At 42.8% G+C, this 22,062-nt stretch carries 20 protein-coding genes; 17 read left to right on the top strand and 3 right to left on the bottom strand.

Annotation, left to right across the window (positions count from 1 at the left end; all coding sequences use genetic code 11):
- Window positions 1-96: 96 nt before the first annotated feature.
- Window positions 97-927 carry a late competence protein ComER gene (gene comER, locus OSJ91_RS18910; RefSeq protein ID WP_350299524.1) on the bottom strand — a complete coding sequence of 277 codons (831 nt, stop codon included), beginning with the start codon at window positions 925-927 and terminating at the stop codon, window positions 97-99.
- A gap of 110 nt (window positions 928-1,037) precedes the next feature.
- Between comER and OSJ91_RS18905 the strand changes: the two genes are divergently transcribed.
- The 3 genes from OSJ91_RS18905 to OSJ91_RS18895 all read left to right on the top strand — a co-directional run bounded on the left by OSJ91_RS18905 (window position 1,038) and on the right by OSJ91_RS18895 (window position 4,638).
- Window positions 1,038-1,673: a helix-hairpin-helix domain-containing protein gene (locus tag OSJ91_RS18905; RefSeq protein ID WP_350299523.1), complete on the top strand. Its 636-nt coding sequence runs from the start codon at window positions 1,038-1,040 to the stop codon at window positions 1,671-1,673.
- A gap of 78 nt (window positions 1,674-1,751) precedes the next feature.
- Window positions 1,752-2,312: a ComE operon protein 2 gene (locus OSJ91_RS18900; protein WP_350299522.1), complete on the top strand. Its 561-nt coding sequence runs from the start codon at window positions 1,752-1,754 to the stop codon at window positions 2,310-2,312.
- A gap of 19 nt (window positions 2,313-2,331) precedes the next feature.
- Entirely contained in the window at window positions 2,332-4,638 is a 2,307-nt protein-coding gene (locus OSJ91_RS18895) for a DNA internalization-related competence protein ComEC/Rec2 (protein ID WP_350299521.1), read from the top strand.
- Window positions 4,639-4,714: 76 nt separating this feature from the next.
- Here the strand turns inward: OSJ91_RS18895 and OSJ91_RS18890 are convergent, their stop codons facing one another.
- Window positions 4,715-4,849 carry a YqzM family protein gene (locus OSJ91_RS18890; RefSeq protein ID WP_034308559.1) on the bottom strand — a complete coding sequence of 45 codons (135 nt, stop codon included), beginning with the start codon at window positions 4,847-4,849 and terminating at the stop codon, window positions 4,715-4,717.
- Between the two features lie 343 nt (window positions 4,850-5,192).
- On the opposite strand from OSJ91_RS18890, the gene holA reads away from it, so the two are divergent.
- Window positions 5,193-6,206, top strand: coding sequence for a DNA polymerase III subunit delta (holA, locus tag OSJ91_RS18885; protein ID WP_350299520.1), 1,014 nt, complete (start codon window positions 5,193-5,195; stop codon window positions 6,204-6,206).
- A 90-nt stretch (window positions 6,207-6,296) separates the two neighbouring features.
- On the opposite strand, the gene rpsT is transcribed toward holA, so the two are convergent.
- Complete coding sequence (rpsT, locus tag OSJ91_RS18880) at window positions 6,297-6,563, bottom strand: 30S ribosomal protein S20 (RefSeq protein ID WP_034308554.1); 267 nt, start codon at window positions 6,561-6,563, stop codon at window positions 6,297-6,299.
- Window positions 6,564-6,837: 274 nt separating this feature from the next.
- On the opposite strand from rpsT, the gene gpr reads away from it, so the two are divergent.
- The 13 genes from gpr (at window position 6,838) to deoC (ending at window position 22,018) form a co-directional block, all read left to right on the top strand.
- Window positions 6,838-7,956, top strand: a complete 1,119-nt coding sequence (gpr, locus tag OSJ91_RS18875; protein WP_350299519.1) for a GPR endopeptidase — start codon at window positions 6,838-6,840, stop codon at window positions 7,954-7,956.
- Window positions 7,957-8,042: 86 nt separating this feature from the next.
- The gene (gene spoIIP, locus OSJ91_RS18870; protein WP_350299518.1) at window positions 8,043-9,242 is read left to right on the top strand and encodes a stage II sporulation protein P; all 1,200 of its coding nucleotides are present in this window, start codon (window positions 8,043-8,045) and stop codon (window positions 9,240-9,242) included.
- Between the two features lie 21 nt (window positions 9,243-9,263).
- Complete coding sequence (locus OSJ91_RS18865) at window positions 9,264-9,587, top strand: YqxA family protein (protein WP_187049762.1); 324 nt, start codon at window positions 9,264-9,266, stop codon at window positions 9,585-9,587.
- Window positions 9,588-9,763: 176 nt separating this feature from the next.
- A complete protein-coding gene (lepA, locus tag OSJ91_RS18860; protein ID WP_057278852.1) occupies window positions 9,764-11,599 on the top strand; it encodes a translation elongation factor 4 in 1,836 nt (611 codons plus the stop codon).
- Window positions 11,600-11,688: 89 nt separating this feature from the next.
- Window positions 11,689-12,840: a radical SAM family heme chaperone HemW gene (hemW, locus tag OSJ91_RS18855; protein WP_350299517.1), complete on the top strand. Its 1,152-nt coding sequence runs from the start codon at window positions 11,689-11,691 to the stop codon at window positions 12,838-12,840.
- A gap of 124 nt (window positions 12,841-12,964) precedes the next feature.
- A complete protein-coding gene (gene hrcA / locus OSJ91_RS18850; protein ID WP_048682856.1) occupies window positions 12,965-13,993 on the top strand; it encodes a heat-inducible transcriptional repressor HrcA in 1,029 nt (342 codons plus the stop codon).
- A 100-nt stretch (window positions 13,994-14,093) separates the two neighbouring features.
- Window positions 14,094-14,684: a nucleotide exchange factor GrpE gene (gene grpE, locus OSJ91_RS18845; protein WP_350299516.1), complete on the top strand. Its 591-nt coding sequence runs from the start codon at window positions 14,094-14,096 to the stop codon at window positions 14,682-14,684.
- A gap of 37 nt (window positions 14,685-14,721) precedes the next feature.
- On the top strand, window positions 14,722-16,554 hold the full coding sequence (gene dnaK, locus OSJ91_RS18840; RefSeq protein WP_485890220.1) for a molecular chaperone DnaK: 1,833 nt from the start codon (window positions 14,722-14,724) through the stop codon (window positions 16,552-16,554).
- 302 nt (window positions 16,555-16,856) lie between these two features.
- Window positions 16,857-17,972 (top strand): molecular chaperone DnaJ, encoded by a 1,116-nt coding sequence (gene dnaJ / locus OSJ91_RS18835; protein WP_101222611.1) that lies wholly within the window; start codon window positions 16,857-16,859, stop codon window positions 17,970-17,972.
- A gap of 36 nt (window positions 17,973-18,008) precedes the next feature.
- Complete coding sequence (gene prmA / locus OSJ91_RS18830) at window positions 18,009-18,950, top strand: 50S ribosomal protein L11 methyltransferase (RefSeq protein WP_137019093.1); 942 nt, start codon at window positions 18,009-18,011, stop codon at window positions 18,948-18,950.
- Window positions 18,951-19,087: 137 nt separating this feature from the next.
- Window positions 19,088-19,840, top strand: coding sequence for a 16S rRNA (uracil(1498)-N(3))-methyltransferase (locus OSJ91_RS18825; protein ID WP_413018952.1), 753 nt, complete (start codon window positions 19,088-19,090; stop codon window positions 19,838-19,840).
- A 6-nt stretch (window positions 19,841-19,846) separates the two neighbouring features.
- Window positions 19,847-21,184 carry a tRNA (N(6)-L-threonylcarbamoyladenosine(37)-C(2))-methylthiotransferase MtaB gene (gene mtaB, locus OSJ91_RS18820; protein WP_350299513.1) on the top strand — a complete coding sequence of 446 codons (1,338 nt, stop codon included), beginning with the start codon at window positions 19,847-19,849 and terminating at the stop codon, window positions 21,182-21,184.
- A gap of 162 nt (window positions 21,185-21,346) precedes the next feature.
- The gene (gene deoC, locus OSJ91_RS18815; protein ID WP_241589839.1) at window positions 21,347-22,018 is read left to right on the top strand and encodes a deoxyribose-phosphate aldolase; all 672 of its coding nucleotides are present in this window, start codon (window positions 21,347-21,349) and stop codon (window positions 22,016-22,018) included.
- The last annotated feature ends 44 nt before the right edge of the window (window positions 22,019-22,062 follow it).

The raw sequence follows: 22,062 nt of genomic DNA, 5'->3' as shown, positions 1-22,062 counted from the left end.
GTCAAGAATCCCCGTTCGTACATCATCCTGTACGAGTGGAGGTCTGACCTCTTCTTTTTTTATTTTAAGAAGGAATTGAGATATAAATTACGAATATTAATAAGGATGGCCGAACTGCTTTTCAACTTCGTATAGGTCCTCTGCAAACTTTTCGTGTGTCGCTTGAAAAAGATGATGGAACATTTCCCCTGTTTCAGCTTCTAAAACCTTGATCCCCTCACCCGTTATTCCACCCTTTACACAAACCTTTTCCTGCAAGGTCGGCAATGTATAAACCCCTTTACCAAGCAGTTCCCCTAAGCCAACCAGCATATTCTCAGTCAAAGTCGTAGCCGTTTCTTTATCTATCTTCGTCGTTTGGCAGGCCGCGTCAATAAAAGCTTGTGCTAAATAGCTGAAGAAGGCAGGACCGCAGCTGACGATATCGGAAGCTACCCGGGTTATATCATTTTCAATGATGACCGGTGCCGATATGGCGGAGGCCAAATCATATAAAGCTGACACTTTCTCTTTACTGCAGCTCTTGCTGAAACTCAGTAACGATACCCCTGAACCGACACGGTTCGTTATGCTCGGTATAAAACGGGCACAGGGGGCATTCACTGCCGATTCAAGCTGGGAGACTGAAAGCGGGCTTGTGATGGAAATGACCAGCTGATCCCTTTTTATATGATGTTTGATGCCTTGTAATAGGCTGTTAATTTGTAATGGTTTTACACATAGAAAGATAAAGTCGGCTTGTTGGACGGTTTCGGCTGCGCTTTCCGCAACCTTGATGCCAGGGTGTTTTTCTTTCAGCACCAATGCTTTGGAAAGTGTGCGATTTGTAATGACTAGATCTGCCGGATTCAATATTTTTGCCTCCAGCCATGCCTCGATTAAAATGGTACCCATATTTCCGGTTCCGATAACACCGATTTTCTTCAATTCCTTTCAACTCCTCTCACTTAAAGCGATTGATTCTCCTAAAAACACTATGTATTTTTAATCTGTCCTATGACTATGTATCGTGCGAAATCCAACAAGGAGGCAAAGAAATGGATGAAATTTTAAAAAGGAAAATGCCGAAGATTACCGTTGCGGTGGCATTTGTTGCAGCTGGTATTTACTTTTTTTTGCAACAAGGGGAGGATCCGGCGGATACGGAAGATATATTTTCCATTTCTGAAAAAGAAGCTGAAATCGAACAAAGTGAAAATGAAACAGCTGCCGAACCTGTCATCATTAAAGTGGACGTTAAAGGAGCGGTCAAGTCCCCTGGGATTTTTACTGCACAGGCAGGTGACCGGGTGATTGATTTAATTTCGGCTGCAGGCAGTTTTACGGACAAGGCCGATAAAAATAAAGTGAATTTTGCCCAAATCGTCGAAGACCAAATGGTCATTTATGTTCCGGAAATAGGTGAAGAAGTCACGGGGAGCTTGGAGAATATACCAGTCGGGTCGTATGGTGATGCCGCCACTATGGGGGCGTCAGGAGGACTGGTGAACTTGAATACAGCTACACAGGAAGATTTGGAAACCTTGACGGGGATTGGACCATCCAAAGCGAATGCGATCCTGGAATACAGGGAAACGGTAGGGAAATTCAAGGAGGTCGATGAATTGAAGAAGGTAACGGGAATCGGCGATAAAACGTTTGAAAGGTTACGGGATTCCATTTCGGTGAAATGAATGATTTAATATGCTACACAAATGGACAGGAAGAGGGTAAAATTGAAGAAAATCATTCTAGTGGTAAGGGGATACAACATGAACAGAATTAGTTGGGATCAATATTTCATGGCGCAAAGCCATTTATTAGCCTTAAGAAGCACATGTACTCGCCTCACTGTAGGGGCGACCATCGTCAGGGACAACAGAATCATTGCGGGGGGATATAATGGGTCCATTGCGGGTGGGACGCATTGTATTGATGACGGCTGTTATGTAATTGATAATCATTGTGTCAGAACGATACATGCAGAAATGAATGCACTTTTACAATGTGCGAAATTTGGGGTGCCTACTGATGGGGCGGAAATATATGTGACGCATTTTCCGTGTCTTCAGTGCTGTAAATCACTCATCCAAGCTGGTATCAAGGCTGTTTATTATGCGGAAGATTACAAAAATCATCCATATGCCCTGGAATTATTTAAACAGGCTGGCGTCAAGACCGAGAAGGTTGAAGCAAAAGGGGCCATCGATGTTAATGGAAAACAAAAAAAGGACTTTGTATTCTCATTGTTAGCTCAACTTGAACGAACAGGCCTGGGAAAAGAAGCTGTATTGGAGCTGGAAAAGCAGGCCAATCAGATTTTTGAAAATTAAATAGGACAGGGGGGCAGGCATGGCTCGACACCTTATCTTATTAGCCGTTTCGGCCTCATTTGGTGTTACGGCCCATTCTTTTATAAATGTAAGGCTGCTGATCATCATCCTTATTTTTCTCTGTTTACTTTACTTTTCGGTGGGATTAAGTGTGAAGGCCCTTAGTTTTCATTTGGTGATCATGGGGGTGTTTTTAGGGTCCGCCTCCTTCACCGATCACCGCAACAAAACTGCCTATCATGGAACGGAAAGCCAATTTATCATTACATTTACCGATCAACCGAATATAGATGGAAATTCTTTAAAAGGATTCGTTGCCAGTGAGAAAGGCGAACGGTTAGTGCTGCGTTATAAAATCACCACAGAACTGGAACAGGAAAAGCTGGGTCGGTTTCTGCGAATCGGTTTATCATGTCCGGCCGAAGGGACATTGCAAATTCCCGACAAAAACAGAAATGAAAACAGTTTCGATTATCAGCGTTATCTTTTGCGTCAAGGCACCCATTGGATTTTCAAAGCGGATTCAATTTCATTTCAAGATTGTAAAGTGGTTGGAAACCCGATTCTTGTTTCGATTCGTAATTTGCGCCTGAAGGGGATTACGTATATTAGAGAACACTTTCCGGAAGAATCCAGCGGTTTTGTCACAGCCCTCATATTCGGCGACCAGACATATATAGATGAAGGCGACCTTACTAATTATCAGCGGCTCGGACTGGTTCATTTACTGGCTATTTCCGGTCTTCATGTCAGTTTTTTAACGGGGCTGTTATTTTACTTCGGCATCAGGGTCGGGATTACACGGGAAAGAATGATGATGGCCATCTTATTCTTCCTTCCGGTTTACATGTTACTTTCAGGTGCCAGTCCATCAGTGGTGAGATCCTGTTTAATGGCTATGCTTTTCTTTCTACTGCTGCTTCTCAAGAAGCGAATCTCGGCGGGTATCGCAATCGGATCGGCTTATATGGCACTTTTGTTTTTTCGGCCTAATATGCTCTTTGATATAGGTTTTCAGCTTTCATTCGCGGTCACTTTCTCCATTATCATGTCTTCAAGCATTTTCTTGCAATACCCGAAGAAAACAACGCAGCTATTCATCGTCAGCTCCATCTGCCAATTGGCATCCCTTCCGATTCTGCTTTTTCACTTTTTTGAAGCATCCTTTCTTGGGGTGTTTCTGAACGTATTGTATGTTCCGCTTTATTCCATCGTATTGCTGCCATTTTCACTGATTTCCCTCTTCATTCATATATTACTGCCTTCCTTGGGGCAACCCCTCATCTCATTATTGAATTATACCTTCATACTCTGCAATAAAGCTGCGGATGCTGCATCGGATTTGCCGCTGGCCTCCATTCCGTTTGGAAAACCGCCTTTCATCATGATGGGATTACTTGTTATTTCGCTTTTAGGGTTATACCTGACATGGGAAGTATCCTTTGAAAAAAGTAAAATCTGGTGCGGAATAATAATTGTCCTTTTACTTTTGCAATATAACTTACAAAGGTTCTCGCCTTTTGGTGAAGTGCAGATCATCGACGTTGGGCAAGGTGACTCCATTTTAATTATCCTGCCTTTCAATCGCGGTAACTATTTGATTGATACGGGTGGACAAATTACATTTCCAATCGACACGTGGGCAAAAAAGCGAAAGAAGTTCAACACCGCGGATGATATCATTGTTCCATTATTGAAAAGTAAGGGAATCCACCAATTGGACAAACTGATTTTAACCCATCCGGACGCAGATCATATGGGAAGTGCAAAAGAATTAATAGAAAATTTTAAAGTTGGGGAGATCATCATTGGAGGCTGGAGTGAAGAGCAATACAGGGATATGGATTTTGTGACTGTGGCAAGAGATAAAAAAATGAAAATGACTGTCCTGAAAAGGGGGGACCATTGGGTGGCGGGCGGAGCGCCGTTTGCTGTGCTAAGTCCATATGAGAAAGAAGAAAATAAGAATGATTCATCCATAGTTCTATTCACGGAGCTTGGGGGATTGTCATGGTTATTGACCGGCGATATGGGAGAAGAAGGGGAAAGTGAACTTTTGAGAACATTTCCGCAGTTGCAGGCGGATATCTTGAAGGTCGGTCACCATGGCAGCAAAACTTCTTCTTCCACGCCCTTCCTTGAACAGCTGCAGCCGAAAGCGGCGCTTATTTCAGTTGGAAAAGATAATGGCTACGGTCACCCTCATCGAGACGTAATTGGGAATCTGGAGAGAAATGGCATAAAGGTGTTCAGGACGGACGAGGATGGTTCTATTATTTACAAGTATTACAAAAGCAGTGGAACCTTTCGGAAGACTCTCCCATAGTATGTAGAAAATCAAAAAGAAAGAGACTGCAGCGGCAGCCTCCATCAGGAAAAATAAGTGCATGTAGTAAATGAAATCAGGATCCGACAGCTTTAATGACGACAGCTATGGTGAACATGGCAGCGAAAAATACAAAAGAACCGATGAATCCTATAGCGGAATCAGCGACGTCATCTGTCTTTGATTGAACATTCTTTTCGAATTCGTTCATTGTTTACCCCTCCTATTTCTGCTAATAGTATAAAACATTACCAAAAAAAAATCTACAGGCTTCATTCCTTCATTTCCTTTACTGACAAGAGTTGTCACAAATAGTTTGGGATTTTGAGGTCAAAATAACAGTACAAACAAAGCAAGCGAAAAAGAAAAGCTCGATTTTTGTTCTACATGAATACTCTACCCGCTTTCAAGGGAGATTACCCGGGCCTTTCTTGAAAGTGTTCATATAGATCCGGAATTAGCCCTTTTAAAGGGCTAGTTCCCTTTATAGCTTGTCAAATGGTCCATCCACCTATACCATTAGAGAAGAATACATAGTAAAGAGGCGGATTCTATTGGTATTAGATGTTTGGAAAAGTATAAAAAAAGGGCAATTTGCGCCGGTATACTTGTTATATGGGTCGGAAGCCTATCTAATTAATGAAACGAAGCAGCTATTGATCGAGAATGTCCTTCACGAGGATGAGATGGATTTTAACTTTTCTCAATTTGATTTAGAAGAGACGCCTGTTGAAACTGCACTTGAAGATGTCGAAACCCTCCCGTTTATCGGGGAAAGGCGCCTTGTTTTCATGCAAAACCCATTTTTTTTGACAGCTGAAAAAACGAAATCAAGAGTTGAACATAATGTGAAAAGACTCGAAGCGTATTTGGCTGACCCGGTTCCTTATTCAATTGTCGTATTGACCGCACCTTATGAGAAACTGGATGAACGGAAAAAAATCACCAAGGAACTTAAGCGTAAGGCGGTTCTCGTTGAAGCGAAAAAGCTTGGTGATCATGAGTTAAAAGGGTGGGTGAAGGAGAGGGTCGAAGCTTCTTCAGTCCAAATAGATGAGCAGGCTACAGAGCTTTTACTTGAACTTGCAGGAACGAATCTGATGATGCTTACGAATGAACTGGATAAAATGGTGCTTTATGTAGAAGCTGATAAACACATTACGGTCGAGGTAGTGGAAAAGCTGGTTGCTAAATCCCTTGAACAGAATATCTTCACGCTTGTTGATCATGTGTTACAGCGAAAAATGGAGAGTGCGATGACGATACTGCACGATCTTCTCAGGCAGAATGAAGAGCCGATCAAAATCTTGAGTGTCATGGCGGGTCAGGTCAGGCTCATGTATCAAGTGAAGGAGCTTTCCCGTCAGGGCTATAGCCAGCAAAAAATTGCAGGTCAACTGAAGGTGCACCCATACAGGGTAAAGCTGGCACTTGAAAAGACGGGGAAATTCCAGGAACGCGAGCTATTGAGCATCATCAACGACTTAGCGGAAGCGGATTATAAAATGAAGACGGGCCAAGCCGATAAGGCAATCACGCTTGAGCTGCTGCTTTTAAAAATTAGATGATAAAAAAAGGCGGCAGATATCCTGCTGCCTTTTTTATGCAAAAAACGGCACAAAAAAAACGATCCGGTTGGATCGTTTAATTTTTTGTCATTATGCGTTAAGAGCGTTAAGTCTTTTCGCTAAACGAGATTTTTTACGGGCTGCCGCATTTTTATGGATTAATCCTTTAGATGCAGCTTTGTCTAATTTCACAGCAGCTGTTAAAAGAGCTTCTTTAGCAGCTTCAACGTTTTCACCAGCTAATGCAACTTCAGCGTTTTTCACTGTAGTACGCATAGTTGATCTAACAGTAATGTTATGAACGCGTTTTTTGTCGTTGATTTTTACACGTTTAATAGCAGATTTAATGTTTGGCATTCCGTTCACCTCCTACAAAGAAATCGAGATTATATGAACTCGACTTTTCAAATCCATATCAAATAGCACAAGTGATATTCTATCAGACTGCCCATAAATATGCAATACTTCAGATTGAGAATCGAAAAGTAATTATAATTTCGGGAATAAATTCATCTCGTCATCACTCATTGTACCAAAAAAATGAATAATAAAAAAGCAAAAACGACAGAATGTTTAAGAGAGACTATTGAAAATACTAGATTAGATTCAATTCAAACATCAGGAGGCCGTTATGGAAAATAATTTGGACCTTAGTGAATACGGAATTCGTACAGATTTGGCGATTGAAGCAAAGGAAATTGCCCTTGAACATAAAGGTGTTGTAGAGGAAGTGGATGTATCCCGTATCGAAGGGGTCATTATTAAGGAAAAAGAAGTGGATGATCTGAAGGTATCCTTAGTCGAGGTCACGGCTGAGGGTGAAAAAGAAATCGGGAAGAAGCAGGGCAGCTATTTGACCATCGAAGTGCAGGGGATCCGCCAGCAGGATACGGATACGCAGCAACGGGTGGAAAAGGTGTTCGCCAACGAACTGGCTTCCTTTTTGAAACGGAATAAAATCACCAAAGAAAGCAGTTGTTTGGTTGTCGGTCTTGGTAATTGGAATGTTACTCCCGATGCTCTTGGACCTGCAGTCGTTGAGAACCTTGTGGTCACAAGACATTTGTTCGAATTGCAGCCGGAGTCCGTCAAGGAAGGCTATCGGCCGGTCAGTGCGATTTCCCCCGGGGTGATGGGGATTACGGGAATCGAGACGAGTGACATCATAAAAGGAGTCATCGAAAAAAGTAAGCCGGATTTCCTGATCGTCGTTGACGCATTGGCTGCCCGTTCGATCGAACGAGTGAATTCGACGATTCAAATAACGGATACAGGCATCCATCCTGGGTCTGGTGTTGGGAATAAACGAAAAGAATTGAGCCAGTCTACACTGGGAGTTCCTGTTATAGCGATTGGTATACCTACCGTCGTGGATGCCGTATCAATTGCCAGCGATACGATAGATTATATCTTGAAGCACTTTGGCAAGGAACTGAATGAAGGGGACAGACCATCACGTTCGTTGGCGCCCGCTGGATTCAGTTTTGGAAAGCGCACAAAGCTGACCGAAGAGGATATGCCAGGTGAAAAGGAGCGCCAAACCTTCTTGGGAATGATAGGTGTCCTCCCTGATGAAGAGAAACGGAAATTGATTTATGAGGTACTGTCACCGCTTGGTCAAAATTTAATGGTTACACCGAAAGAAGTCGATGTTTTCATTGAGGATATGGCCAATTTAATAGCCAATGGGTTAAATGCAGCCTTGCATCATTCAATAAATCAAGATAATACCGGCTATTACACCCGTTAAATCATTTTTAGTGCCCAAAAATGGTGTTCTACCCTTTCTAGCAAAGTCATAGGTATTAATAGACAAGCTATAGAGAGGGTGGAAGGATGAAAAGAAGAAATTCCCCAGGAATCATAACAGCCGTTCACGGATCAACAATAATAAAAACTTTTCTAGGTATTCTCGCCTTGCTTCTTTTTGTTTTTTCAGTCAGTGGGGTCATGACTTCCCTAAGACCGGAGTATCGGATATCTTCTAATTCCGTACATACTGTAGCCAACCAATTCTCGGGAAAAATGCTGTTCTCGATGCTGGCCAACGAAAATCATTATCTTTTTAATGCCCTGCCGGAAGGTAAGCAGGAATCGATGATCACGAATCAATTGATAAAAGCTTCGACCAACATTTCGCTGGAGGACCCGCGAAGCTTACTTGGCAGGGAACTTCCTGGCTTTTCGATTTTTGATAATGAGATCCTCGTTGCCGGGGAAGGAACGAATTATACGAATATGCCATACGAATCCTCGCCGCCAGTGGACGTCCTGAATGAAGAAAGGGATGCGTCCCTGCAAAACCTGGATGAGATTGAAGAACCGGAAAAAGGAGTCGCCGATCAGCCGAAACAAACGACGAATGGACGGAAAGTGGTCGAGATATACCATAGCCATAACCGGGAGTCATATCTTCCATATTTAAAAGGAGTGACCAACCCGGATCTAGCCTATCATTCGAAAATCAATATTACGAAACTCGGGGAACGGATGGTTGAAGATATGGCTGATAAGGGGATTGGCTCCTCGCTCGATAAAACGGATATCATGGGGAATCTGAATAATAAAGGATTGAATTATGCCAAATCCTATCAAGAATCACGAAAATCCGTCCAGACGGCATTGGCCAATAACAAAGATTTAGAATATATCATTGATATCCATCGTGATTCTAAACGAAAAAAACATACGACCATTAACATTAAAGGTAAAGATTATGCCAAGATTGCCTTCGTGGTTGGGGGCAATAACCCGAACTTCGAAAAAAATGCAGCGCTTGCCAATAAGCTTCATAAAGCTTTGGAGAAAAAATACCCTGGCATTTCACGAGGGGTTATGAAACAAGGCGGAGCGGGACATAATGGAGTATACAATCAGGATTTGTCAGGCAATGCCATGCTCTTGGAAATTGGCGGTGTTGATAATACTTTCGAGGAAATGTACTTGACCGTTGATGCCTTTACCGAGGTTTTCAGTGAATTTTACTGGGATGCCAAAGCAGTGGATAACCCGACCGGGGATTCGGAAGCGCAGTAATTTGAAAGGAGTTCTCTTATCATGGTTCGATTTTGGTTGAAATGTACAGGGATTGTGCTCGTATTATTTTTAGGTGTTCTAATCGGGATGCAGCAAGCGAACGACGGGATGAAAAAAATGAAGGGGTATGAAGATCCCTCTTTGAATAGTGCATTCATTATTAACCAATCGGACCAAGGCGAGATGGAAGCGGATATCCTTGGCCAAAAAGTAACGAGTCATGATTTGGAGACGAAAAAAGAAAAGCTTGAAGAAATGAAGGCCTTCAACTTTTTCTCATCGATCGGCAAAACGCTTGGAGAGACCATATCAGGTGCCTTTCAAGCACTTATTGATATGATTTAGGTATGAAATAAGTTGAGTGTGCCCTGCCAAAAGGCTGCATCCGAATCCGGAATGCAGCCTTTTTTTATCCGTTGCCCTGTAATGATGCTTCTTTTGTAACTATTCTGTTGAATCTTGCATTTTCTATTGATATAATAAAAAATAGTGTATTGTGTCGACAAGTGGGAGTGAACGTCATGAATAGAGAAGAAAAATTAAAAAGACAATCAAAAATTCGTAACTTTTCCATCATCGCTCATATTGATCATGGTAAATCTACATTGGCGGATCGGATCATTGAAAAAACGAACGCCATGACTCAGCGTGAAATGAAGAGTCAGTTGTTGGATTCCATGGATTTAGAGCGTGAGCGTGGAATTACGATTAAATTGAATGCGATTCAATTGAAATATAATGCGAAAGATGGAGAAGAATATATCTTCCATCTTATTGATACACCGGGACATGTCGATTTTACGTATGAAGTGTCACGAAGCCTTGCAGCTTGTGAAGGAGCTGTCCTTGTTGTCGATGCGGCACAGGGTATTGAGGCCCAAACGCTTGCAAACGTTTATTTAGCATTGGACAACAACCTGGAAATCATTCCGGTCATCAATAAAATCGATTTGCCGAGTGCAGATCCGGAACGGGTGCGTGGAGAGATCGAGGAAGTGATCGGGTTGGATGCTTCCGATGCAGTCTTGGCTTCGGCTAAAGCGGGAATCGGAATCGAGGAGATTCTGGAACAGGTCGTTGAATTGGTTCCAGCTCCACAAGGTGATCCAGATGCTCCTTTCAAGGCTCTTATTTTCGATTCACTGTTTGATGCGTACCGCGGTGTAGTTGCCTATATCCGTGTTGTTGAGGGTTCCATTAAAGTGGGCGACAAAATCAAAATGATGTCCACTGGCAAGGAATTCGATGTTACCGAATTGGGTGTCTTCAACCCTAAAACCCAGCTGTTGGATGAACTGAACGTAGGTGATGTAGGTTTCCTTACGGCATCCATTAAAAACGTTGGTGATACGACTGTTGGTGATACGATTACCAGTGCCGTGAATAGTGCGACAGAACCATTGCCGGGTTACCGGAAGATGAATCCGATGGTATATTGCGGTCTATACCCAATTGACGCATCGAAATTCAATGATTTACGGGATGCGTTGGAGAAATTGGAATTGAACGATTCAGCGCTGCAGTTCGAGGCGGAATCATCGCAAGCATTGGGCTTCGGTTTCCGTTGCGGATTCCTTGGACTCCTTCATATGGAAATTATCCAGGAACGGATTGAACGTGAATTCAAAATCGATCTGATCACCACTGCACCGAGTGTTATTTATGATGTGGTCCAAACGGACGGAACGGTCCTGAAAGTGGATAACCCGTCTAATATGCCTGATGCTCAAAAAATCGAACGGGTCGAGGAGCCATATGTCAAAGCAACGATGATGGCACCGACGGAGTTTGTCGGTGCCATCATGGAAATCTGTCAAAATAAACGCGGTAACTTCATTGATATGGCATATATCGATGAGACCCGTGTAAGCATTCATTACGAAATACCATTATCGGAAATCGTGTATGATTTCTTCGATCAATTGAAATCCAATACAAGAGGCTATGCTTCATTCGATTATGAGCTGATCGGCTATAAACCGTCCAAGCTTGTGAAAATGGATATCTTGCTGAATGCTGAAACTGTCGATGCTTTAAGTTTCATCGTTCATAAGGACTTTGCTTATGAACGCGGTAAAGTCATCGTTGAAAAATTGAAGAAATTGATTCCAAGACAACAATTTGAAGTGCCGATCCAAGCAGCAATCGGGCAAAAAATCATCGCCCGTTCTTCAATTAGTGCAATGCGCAAAAACGTATTGGCTAAATGTTACGGCGGCGATATTTCCCGTAAACGTAAGTTGCTCGAAAAACAGAAAGAAGGTAAAAAGCGGATGAAACAGGTAGGTTCCGTTGAAGTTCCGCAAGAAGCTTTCATGGCTGTTTTGAAAATGGATGATACGACACCAAAGAAATAAATAAAATAAACGATAGATAGAAAAAAGAGGGTAGAGGAAATCTAGCCTCTTTTTCTATCGACTCATTCGATTAAAAGGTTGTGAACACAATGATCAAAAGCGCCTACCTCCATATACCATTTTGTGAACATATTTGTCACTATTGTGATTTCAATAAAGTATTTTTGCAGGGACAGCCGGTGGACGAATATTTACAGATGATGAAAAGGGAAATGGAGATGCAGCTTTCCAAATACCCGACTGCCGGTTTGGATACGGTTTTCGTCGGTGGAGGGACACCGACCTCTCTGGATGAAAAGCAGCTTGCATTCTTATGTGAAGCGATCAATGAAACCCTGCCCTTTGATCCTAAAAAGGCTGAATATACATTCGAAGCCAATCCAGGGGATCTTTCGAGGAAAAAACTCGAGATACTTTATGATTCAGGAGTCAATAGACTTAGCTTTGGAGTGCAAAGCTTCAATGATGAATTGTTAAAACGAATTGGCCGGACTCACCGGGCTATAGAAGTTTATGAAACGATTCATTTGGCTCAAGAGGTTGGCTTTACGAATATCAGCATCGACTTGATATATGGATTGCCAGGCCAAACGATGGAAGATTTCAAGGATACGCTGGATAAAGCGATTGCCCTTCAATTGCCCCACTATTCCAGCTACTCATTGATCGTTGAGCCGAAGACGGTTTTTTATAACCAGATGAGAAGGGGTAAATTGAACCTGCCGCCGCAGGAGCTCGAGGCTTCGATGTATGAGAGGCTAATGGAAGAGATGGAGAAGCATGGTCTGCATCAATATGAAATCAGTAATTTTGCCCGAGCTGGGTTTGAAAGCAGGCACAACCTGACATATTGGGATAATGTGGAGTATTATGGGATTGGTGCCGGTGCACATGGCTATACTGGAGGAAAAAGGGTGGCCAATCATGGTCCTGTGAAGAAATATATTACGCCATTGCTGGAGAACGAGCTGCCAGTATTGGAAGAACACCCAGTACCTCTTCATGAACGGATGGAAGAGGAGATGTTTTTGGGGCTCCGGAAAACGGAAGGTGTATCATTGGAAATCTTCAAGAATAAATTTTTTGTTGAAATGACGGAGATTTTCAGGAAACCGCTCGAAGAAGGATCGGCAAAGGGTCTGCTTAAGGTGGAAGGCGGGTTCGTGCGCTTGACTGAGCAGGGCAAACTGCTTGGAAATGAAGTGTTCCAATCATTTTTGGGCGTTATTGATTCCGACTGAAGGAAACTCAAGTTATTTTAACGGTGAATTAGCGGTTTTCATTGTTGACATCATAAGCTTCATTTGATAATTTATTAGTATATTAGCACTCGATGAGACAGAGTGCTAACAGAGGTGATCATACATGCTAACTGATCGTCAATTATTGATTCTACAAGTGATAATCGAGGATTTCATCCATTCTGCCCAGCCAGTCGGGTCACGAAGCTTGTCGAAGAAAGATGAAATTACGTTCAGCTCTGCCACAATTCGCAACGAAATGTCCGATCTTGAAGAAATGGGATTTTTAGAAAAAACCCATACCTCTTCCGGTAGGATCCCTTCTGAAAAAGGGTATAGATATTATGTGGATCATTTACTTTCTCCTCAAGCTCCGAAAAAGAATGAAGTGAAGATATTAAAATCCGTTTTCGTAGAACGAATTTATGAATTGGAAAAGATCGTTCAGAAGTCAGCGAAAATACTTTCGGAACTGACGAATTATACGGCGATTGTACTGGGGCCAAAAGTGAATGAGCATAAGCTGAAAAAAATCCAGATCATTCCTTTAAGTCCTGAAACGGCAATAGCCATCATCATTACCGATACAGGTCATGTGGAAAATCGAATGATTTCCTTACCGCCTTCTTTTGATATAAACGAAATTGAAAAGATGGTGAACATATTGAATTCCCGTTTGGTCGATGTTCCGTTAGTTGATCTGAAGGATAAGATTTATAAGGAAGTGGCAGTTCTGTTGAGCCGCCATATCCATAACTATGGATCGATGGTCTCGGTCCTTGCGGAGACCCTGACGGACACAAAGCCCGAAAAAATATTTTTCGGCGGGAAAACTAATATGCTGAGGCAGCCGGAGTTTCATGATATTGCTAAAGTAAGCACGCTTTTATCGATGATTGAGCAGGAACAGGGATTTTATGAGCTGATTACTCAAAATCCATCGGGCATCCACGTCAAGATTGGCCGTGAAAATCAAAATACAGTGCTCGATGACTGCAGTTTGATAACGGCGACCTACTCAATCGGGCAGGAGCAAGTGGGCACATTGGCTATATTGGGTCCAACGAGAATGGAATATTCGAGAGTGATCAGTTTGCTTTCGTTTTTCTCGAAAGATTTAACGGCCCTAATGACAAAACTGTATCAAAAATAGTAGCAAAGGTAATATTGTTAAGGTGGCGGGGGAGCATATTCCGCGGCCTGGCATATTACTTTAGCATAAATTGTATAAACCCTTTTAGGGAGGTGAGATTGTGACAGAAAATAAAAACGAAGAACAAACATTGGAAAATGAAACAATCGAGGAAAGTGCTGCAGAAGCAGTTTTCGCTGAAGAAGAAATTCCAGCGGAAGAAAACCAAGGTCCGGTTGAAAAAGATGAACTTCAATTGGCTCATGAAAAGATTGCTGAACTTGAGGCGAAAATCGAGGAAATGGATAACCGTTATCTTCGTCTGCAGGCCGATTTTGATAATTCAAGACGCCGTGCCAAGCTTGATATGGAGGCGGCTCAAAAATATAGAGTTCAAAGCATTGCTAGTGATTTAGTGGAGGCTCTTGATAATTTTGAAAGAGCTACAAAAATCGAAGCGGAAAATGAACAGACGAAATCCTTGCTATCCGGCATGGAAATGGTCTATAAAGCGATTACTGATGCATTGTCTAAAGAAGGCATCGAACCGATCAGTTCGGTTGGCCAAGAGTTCGATCCGCGTTTGCATCAAGCGGTCATGCAAGTTCAAGATGAAAACTTCGGTTCGAACATCGTCGTCGAGGAATTCCAAAAAGGATACCTTCTTAAAGACCGTGTGATTCGACCTGCAATGGTAAAAGTGAACGAATAGGATTTTTACATATAAATAATTGGGAGGTAGTGAAACTATGAGCAAGATTATTGGTATTGACTTAGGTACAACAAACTCTTGTGTATCTGTACTTGAAGGCGGGGAACCAAAAGTAATCCCGAATCCAGAAGGAAACCGTACAACACCATCCGTAGTGGCATTCAAAAATGGAGAAAGGCAAGTAGGGGAAGTGGCAAAACGCCAAGCGATTACAAACCCTAACACGATCATTTCCATTAAACGCCATATGGGTACCAACCATAAAGAAGTAATTGAAGGAAAAGAATACTCACCTCAAGAAGTTTCTGCAATCATCCTTCAATACTTGAAATCATACGCTGAAGAGTATCTTGGCGAAAAAGTTACTAAAGCGGTTATCACTGTACCTGCTTACTTCAATGATGCAGAACGCCAAGCAACTAAGGATGCTGGTCAAATTGCCGGCCTTGAAGTGGAACGTATCATCAACGAACCGACAGCTGCAGCACTTGCATACGGTTTGGATAAAACGGAAGAAGATCAAACGATCCTTGTATTCGACCTTGGCGGCGGTACATTTGACGTATCGATCATGGAACTTGGAGATGGCGTTTTCGAAGTTAAGTCCACTGCCGGTGACAACCGTCTAGGTGGGGATGATTTCGACCAAGTCATCATCGATTACCTGGTTGAAGCATTCAAGAAAGAAAACGGAATCGACCTTTCAAAAGACAAAATGGCGGTTCAACGTTTGAAAGATGCAGCTGAAAAAGCGAAAAAAGATCTTTCCGGCGTAACGTCAACTCAAATTTCATTACCATTCATCACAGCTGGAGAAGCTGGCCCGCTTCACTTGGATGTAACGATGACTAGAGCTAAATTCGATGAGCTTTCTTCAGGTCTTGTGGAACGCACTATGGGACCAACTCGTCAAGCATTGAAAGATGCTGGTCTTTCAGCATCTGAAATCGACAAAGTAATCCTTGTTGGTGGATCTACACGTATTCCTGCGGTTGTTGAAGCGATCAAAAAGGAAATCGGTCAAGAACCAAGCAAAGGTGTAAACCCTGATGAAGTGGTTGCAATGGGTGCAGCAATTCAAGGTGGCGTATTAACAGGGGATGTTAAAGACGTTGTCCTTCTTGATGTAACTCCACTTTCACTTGGAATTGAAACGATGGGCGGAGTATTCACGAAACTGATTGACCGTAATACTACGATTCCGACAAGTAAATCACAAGTGTTCTCGACAGCGGCTGATAATCAAACGGCAGTTGATATCCATGTCCTTCAAGGTGAGCGTCCAATGTCTGCGGATAACAAAACTCTTGGCCGTTTCCAATTGAGTGACATTCCACCGGCACCGCGTGGAATTCCGCAAGTTGAAGTGACATTCGATATCGATAAAAACGGTATCGTGAACGTTCGTGCGAAAGATCTTGGCACGAACAAAGAACAAGCGATCACCATCAAATCATCTTCAGGACTTTCTGATGAAGAGATCGAACGCATGGTCCGTGAAGCAGAAGAAAATGCTGATAGCGATAAACAGCGTAAAGAAGAAGTTGAACTTCGTAACGAAGCTGATCAATTAGTTTTCCAAACGGAAAAAACGCTTAAAGATCTAGAAGGTAAAGTGGACGAAGCGGAAGTAACAAAAGCGAATGAAGCGAAGGATGAACTGAAAGCTGCAATTGAGAAAAATGAGCTTGAAGAAATCCGCGTGAAAAAAGATGCGCTTAACGAAATCGTTCAAGCTTTGACAATGAAGCTTTATGAAGAAGCGGCAAAAGCTCAGCAAGCTGGAGAAGCCGGTGCTGGCGAATCAGCTCAAGACGATAATGTGGTTGATGCTGAATACACAGAAGTTAACGAAGAAGAGAAAAAATAAAAAGTGGCCCAATCGGGGCACTGAAATATTGGGCAGTTAGTTTCTGCCTGCCATTGTAAAAAAGTCAAAGTCAGGTTATCTTGACTTTGGCTTTTTTTACAATGGATGGAATCATTGTCAGGAAGTGTTGCAATCGCTGGTGGGGAATCATGGGATTTTAGAGAAAAAGATGTGCAAATCGGGGCTGGCAGTACCAATTACAAAAATGTGTCAAAGCCGTTTGTACTTTTCTAGTTGATTATTATCTTCGTTCAGTGATAATATTACCTTTATGTGAATCGAATCGGGAGTGGATTTTAGATATGAGTAAACGCGATTATTATGAGGTGTTAGGCCTTTCGAAAAGTGCTTCGAAGGATGAAATCAAAAAAGCGTATCGAAAGCTCTCCAAACAATATCACCCTGATATTAATAAAGCGGACGATGCTGCGGATAAATTCAAGGAAATCAAGGAAGCTTACGAAGTATTGAGTGACGAACAGAAAAAGGCCCATTATGACCAATTCGGACATACAGATCCCAATCAGGGCTTTGGCGGTCAGGACTTTGGCGGTTTCGGCGGTTTTGAAGATATTTTCAGTAGCTTCTTCGGTGGCGGCGGTCGCAGGAGAGATCCTAATGCACCGCGTCAAGGGGCGGATTTACAGTATACGATGACGCTTTCTTTTGAAGAGGCTGCATTCGGAAAAGAAACTGAGATTGAAATTCCGCGTGAAGAGAATTGTGATACATGTAAAGGATCCGGTGCCAAACCTGGTACAAAAGTGGAAAACTGTTCACATTGTCATGGAACCGGTCAATTGAATGTTGAACAAAACACAGCGTTCGGAAGGATTGTGAACCGGAGAGCATGTCACCATTGTCAAGGTACAGGAAAAATCATTCCTAATAAATGTTCAACATGCGGCGGCGACGGAAAAGTCCAAAAACGTAAAAAGATCCAAGTCAAGGTGCCAGCAGGAATTGATGATGGCCAGCAGTTGCGTGTAACCGGTCAAGGAGAGCCAGGAATCAATGGCGGTCCGGCAGGAGACCTGTATGTAGTCTTCCATGTACGCAGCCATGAATTCTTTGAGCGGGATGGCGATGATATTTATTGTGAAATGCCGGTTACGTTTGCCCAGGCAGCATTGGGCGATGAAATAGAAGTTCCGACGCTGCATGGAAAAGTGAAGCTGAAGATTCCAGCAGGTACACAAACAAGCACTCGTTTCCGTTTAAAAGGCAAAGGTGTTCCGAATGTCAGAGGATATGGCCAAGGAGATCAGCATGTGGTCGTATTAGTGGTCACCCCTAAGAAATTAACGGAAAAACAAAAGGACTTGCTTCGTGAGTTCAGTGATATCAGCGGACAAGGCGTAGATGAACAAGATGATGGCTTTTTCTCAAAAGTAAAGCGTGCTTTCAAAGATAGGTGAATAAAAGTAAAAGAACAAATTGGGAGTTGGTAGATTATGAAGTGGTCTGAATTTGCAATCCAAACAACGAATGAAGCGGTTGAACCTGTTTCGAATATTCTTCATGAGGCAGGTGCGAGCGGTGTTGTCATTGAGGATCCTCTAGAATTAGTCAAGGAACGTGAAAATGTTTTTGGCGAAATCTACCATTTAAACCCAGATGATTATCCGGATGAAGGTGTAGTCATCAAGGCTTATCTGCCCGTTAACAGCTTCCTTAACGATACCGTTGATGCTATTAAGGAATCAATCAATAATCTCCTTCTTTTTGATATAGACCTTGGGAAAAATGTTGTTTCAATTAGTGAAGTGAATGAGGAAGAGTGGGCGACGGCTTGGAAAAAATATTATAACCCCGTCAAGATATCCGAACGTTTTACCATCGTGCCAACATGGGAAGACTACACTCCAGTAAGCAGTGACGAATTGATCATTGAACTTGATCCAGGCATGGCTTTCGGAACGGGTACACACCCGACGACGGTCATGTGCATCCAAGCGCTGGAGCGTACAGTACGGCCTGGGGATTTAGTCGTTGATGTAGGAACGGGTTCTGGTGTTCTAAGCATTGCAGCTGCATTATTGGACGCAAAACGAATCCAGTCCCTTGATTTGGATGAAGTGGCAGTACAGTCAGCCATCCAAAACGTTGAAATAAATAACGTGCAGGATAAAGTGTCCGTTTCACAAGGCAATTTGCTGGATGGTGTGAATGAACAAGCGGATATCGTCGTGGCTAATATTCTTGCCGAGGTGATCATGCGTTTTACGGATGATGTAGCGAAAGTCGTTAAACCTGGCGGACATTTCATCGCTTCCGGAATCATTCAAACTAAGAAACAAGATGTGAAGGATGCGATTATAGCATCTGGTTTCACCGTTGAGGAAACGATCTTGATGGAAGATTGGGTGGCAATAATAGCGAAAAGAAATGATTAATTGAAAAAGTTACTCTGATTATCGGGTATTTTGATAGTCAGAGTACCTTTTTTTAGCTTGAATCTTTGCAGGCTTGCATTCTGGATTCCTGACTGTTAGCCTGTGTTTTTTTTAGACTAGACGAAGTGGGTGGCAGTGTGCAACGGTATTTTCTTAACGATGTAGACATCAATGGAAACACGGTGACGATATCAGGCGATGATTTTCACCATATCGCCAGGGTGATGAGAATGGGACCAGGGGAACGGATCATTACGGTAAAAGGTAATGGTATGACAGCTGTCGCGGAAATTTCGGAAATTACTGATGATGCTGTTATAGGGACAGTTTCCGAATGGAAGAATGAAGAAAAGGAACTTCCTGTAAGGGTTGTGATAGCGAGCGGTCTGCCTAAAGGGGATAAGTTGGAATATATCGTTCAAAAGGGCACTGAACTGGGTGCTGTTGAATTTATCCCTTTTATTGCTGCTCGTTCGGTGGTAAAATGGGACCACAAAAAGGTAGGTAAGAAATTGGAGAGGCTCCAGAAGATTTCAAAAGAGGCGGCTGAGCAATCTCACCGCACGGTTATCCCTGCCATCAAGGAACCGATGACGGCAGATCAGCTAGCTGGTTATGCAACTGGTTTCGATCATAAATTAATCGCTTTTGAAGAAGTGGCAAAACGGGGGGAAACTTCTGTACTCGCTTCTGTCTTGAAAGATATTACCGCTGGGCAATCCATCCTATTCGTTTTTGGGCCTGAAGGTGGTTTAGCAGATAAGGAAATTGAAAAACTGACTGATGCCGGTTTTATGGCTTGCGGTCTTGGACCAAGAATATTAAGAACTGAAACAGCACCTTTATATGCACTTTCCGCTGTTTCTTATCATGTAGAACTTTTGAGGTGATGAAAAATGGCAACGGTCGCTTTCCATACATTAGGCTGTAAAGTGAATCATTATGAAACAGAGGCTATATGGCAATTATTCAAAACTGGAGGATATGATCGTGTTGAGTTTGAAAATACATCCGATGTATATGTCATCAACACATGCACGGTGACAAACACTGGCGATAAGAAGAGCCGTCAGGTCATCCGTCGGGCCATTCGTAAAAATCCGAATGCCGTCATAGCGGTAACGGGATGTTACGCACAGACATCACCGGCAGAAATCATGGCCATACCAGGTGTGGATATTGTTGTAGGAACACAGGACAGGGTTAAACTCCTTGATTACATCGAGCAATTCAAGGTTGAGCGTGAGCCAATCAATGCCGTAGGGAATATCATGAAAAACCGTGTCTACGAAGAGTTGGATGTACCTGCTTTTACAGACCGTACACGAGCTTCACTTAAGATCCAGGAAGGTTGCAATAATTTCTGCACTTTCTGCATCATCCCTTGGGCACGTGGCTTGATGCGTTCCCGCGATCCAAAGGAAGTCGTTAACCAAGCTGAACAGCTTGTCGAGGCAGGCTATAAAGAGCTAGTCCTCACCGGAATTCATACTGGCGGCTACGGAGACGATTTGAAAGACTATAATTTGGCGATGCTGCTGCGTGACTTGGAAAAAGTCGATGGATTGAAGCGTATCCGTATTTCATCCATCGAAGCCAGCCAGATTACAGATGAGATCATTGAAGTGCTGACGAATTCGAAAAAAGTGGTACGTCATTTGCATATACCAATCCAATCGGGTTCCGATACAGTTCTAAAACGGATGAGACGTAAATATACGATGGATTTCTTCGGTGATCGGATCGAGAAGTTGAAAATTGCGCTTCCGGGTCTTGCTGTTACCTCTGATGTCATCGTAGGTTTCCCAGGTGAAACAGAAGAAGAATTCATGGAGACATATAACTTTATAGAAAAATATAAATTCTCCGAACTTCATGTTTTCCCTTATTCAAAACGGACAGGGACTCCGGCTGCCCGTATGGAAGATCAAGTGGATGAAGATGTCAAGAATGAACGCGTACATCGCCTTATCACGTTGTCGGATCAGCTGGCAAAAGAGTATGCCTCCCGATTCGAGGGGGAAGTTCTTGAAGTCATTCCTGAAACGAAGTTGGAAAATGGCCTTTATGAAGGCTATTCCGATAATTACATGAAAGTCGTCTTCCCGGCTTCGGAAGAAATGGTCGGTGAAATCGTCAAAGTGAAGATTTCAAAGTCTGGCTATCCATTTAGTGAAGGTCAGTTCGTGACGGTCGTGAAGGATTTTCCGTTGCAACAAGCATCCAATATCTAATCTAAGACAGCGGTAAATCGCTGTCTTTTTTTTATCCTCTTTTAAATGTGTTATCTTGGCACTTTCGGGTAAAGACTATATATATCGTCAAAGTGGATAAACTATGGTATTATGAGAGGTACGTACAACTAGGTATAGATTGTTTTTGAGGAGGATTTATTAATGTCACAAAATGTAGCAGGTTTAATTGACCACACGTTATTAAAAGCAGATGCAACCAAAGAGCAAATAAAGGTATTATGCGAAGAAGCGAGAGAGTATAACTTTGCTTCCGTATGCGTGAACCCAACTTGGGTAAAATATGCAAGCGAACTTTTGGAAGGTTCAGAAGTGAAAGTTTGTACCGTTATCGGCTTCCCTCTAGGTGCAACCACACCGGAAACCAAAGCTTTTGAAACGAAAGACGCCATCTCCAATGGCGCTCATGAAGTCGATATGGTGATCAATATCGGCGCTTTGAAGGACAAGGATGACGAGTTGGTAGAGCGGGATATTCGTGCTGTTGTAGCGGCATCCACTGGTAAGGCTCTGTCAAAAGTGATCATTGAAACTTCTTTATTGACTGATGAAGAAAAAGTCCGTGCATGTGAATTGGCCGTAAAAGCCGGAGCGGATTATGTGAAAACATCAACTGGTTTTTCGACCGGCGGAGCGACTGTTGAAGATATCACGCTTATGAGAAAAACAGTTGGCCCGGATATCGGTGTCAAAGCTTCAGGCGGAGTCCGCAACACGAGCGATGCCCAGAAAGTGATTGAAGCTGGTGCAACAAGAATTGGTGCGAGTGCAGGTGTCTCAATCGTAAAGGGCTTAACGGCTGATTCCGATTATTGATTTTGTAAGGACCGTATAATAAGTCCCTGAAATAAAACAGGCGG

The organism is Bacillus sp. T-10(2022) (assembly GCF_056502895.1).
Note: the sequence above shows the minus strand (reverse complement) of the source record. Positions and strands in the feature narration are given on the sequence as shown.

Coding starts and splice junctions, on each gene's coding strand:
- hrcA (WP_048682856.1), top strand. CDS start 12,965: ATGCTAACTGATCGTCAATTATTGATTCTACAAGTGATAATCGAGGAT.
- OSJ91_RS18865 (WP_187049762.1), top strand. CDS start 9,264: ATGGTTCGATTTTGGTTGAAATGTACAGGGATTGTGCTCGTATTATTT.
- hemW (WP_350299517.1), top strand. CDS start 11,689: ATGATCAAAAGCGCCTACCTCCATATACCATTTTGTGAACATATTTGT.
- mtaB (WP_350299513.1), top strand. CDS start 19,847: ATGGCAACGGTCGCTTTCCATACATTAGGCTGTAAAGTGAATCATTAT.
- dnaJ (WP_101222611.1), top strand. CDS start 16,857: ATGAGTAAACGCGATTATTATGAGGTGTTAGGCCTTTCGAAAAGTGCT.
- OSJ91_RS18905 (WP_350299523.1), top strand. CDS start 1,038: ATGGATGAAATTTTAAAAAGGAAAATGCCGAAGATTACCGTTGCGGTG.
- dnaK (WP_485890220.1), top strand. CDS start 14,722: ATGAGCAAGATTATTGGTATTGACTTAGGTACAACAAACTCTTGTGTA.
- lepA (WP_057278852.1), top strand. CDS start 9,764: ATGAATAGAGAAGAAAAATTAAAAAGACAATCAAAAATTCGTAACTTT.
- spoIIP (WP_350299518.1), top strand. CDS start 8,043: ATGAAAAGAAGAAATTCCCCAGGAATCATAACAGCCGTTCACGGATCA.
- rpsT (WP_034308554.1), bottom strand. CDS start 6,563: ATGCCAAACATTAAATCTGCTATTAAACGTGTAAAAATCAACGACAAA.
- gpr (WP_350299519.1), top strand. CDS start 6,838: ATGGAAAATAATTTGGACCTTAGTGAATACGGAATTCGTACAGATTTG.
- prmA (WP_137019093.1), top strand. CDS start 18,009: ATGAAGTGGTCTGAATTTGCAATCCAAACAACGAATGAAGCGGTTGAA.
- deoC (WP_241589839.1), top strand. CDS start 21,347: ATGTCACAAAATGTAGCAGGTTTAATTGACCACACGTTATTAAAAGCA.
- OSJ91_RS18895 (WP_350299521.1), top strand. CDS start 2,332: ATGGCTCGACACCTTATCTTATTAGCCGTTTCGGCCTCATTTGGTGTT.
- OSJ91_RS18900 (WP_350299522.1), top strand. CDS start 1,752: ATGAACAGAATTAGTTGGGATCAATATTTCATGGCGCAAAGCCATTTA.
- OSJ91_RS18890 (WP_034308559.1), bottom strand. CDS start 4,849: ATGAACGAATTCGAAAAGAATGTTCAATCAAAGACAGATGACGTCGCT.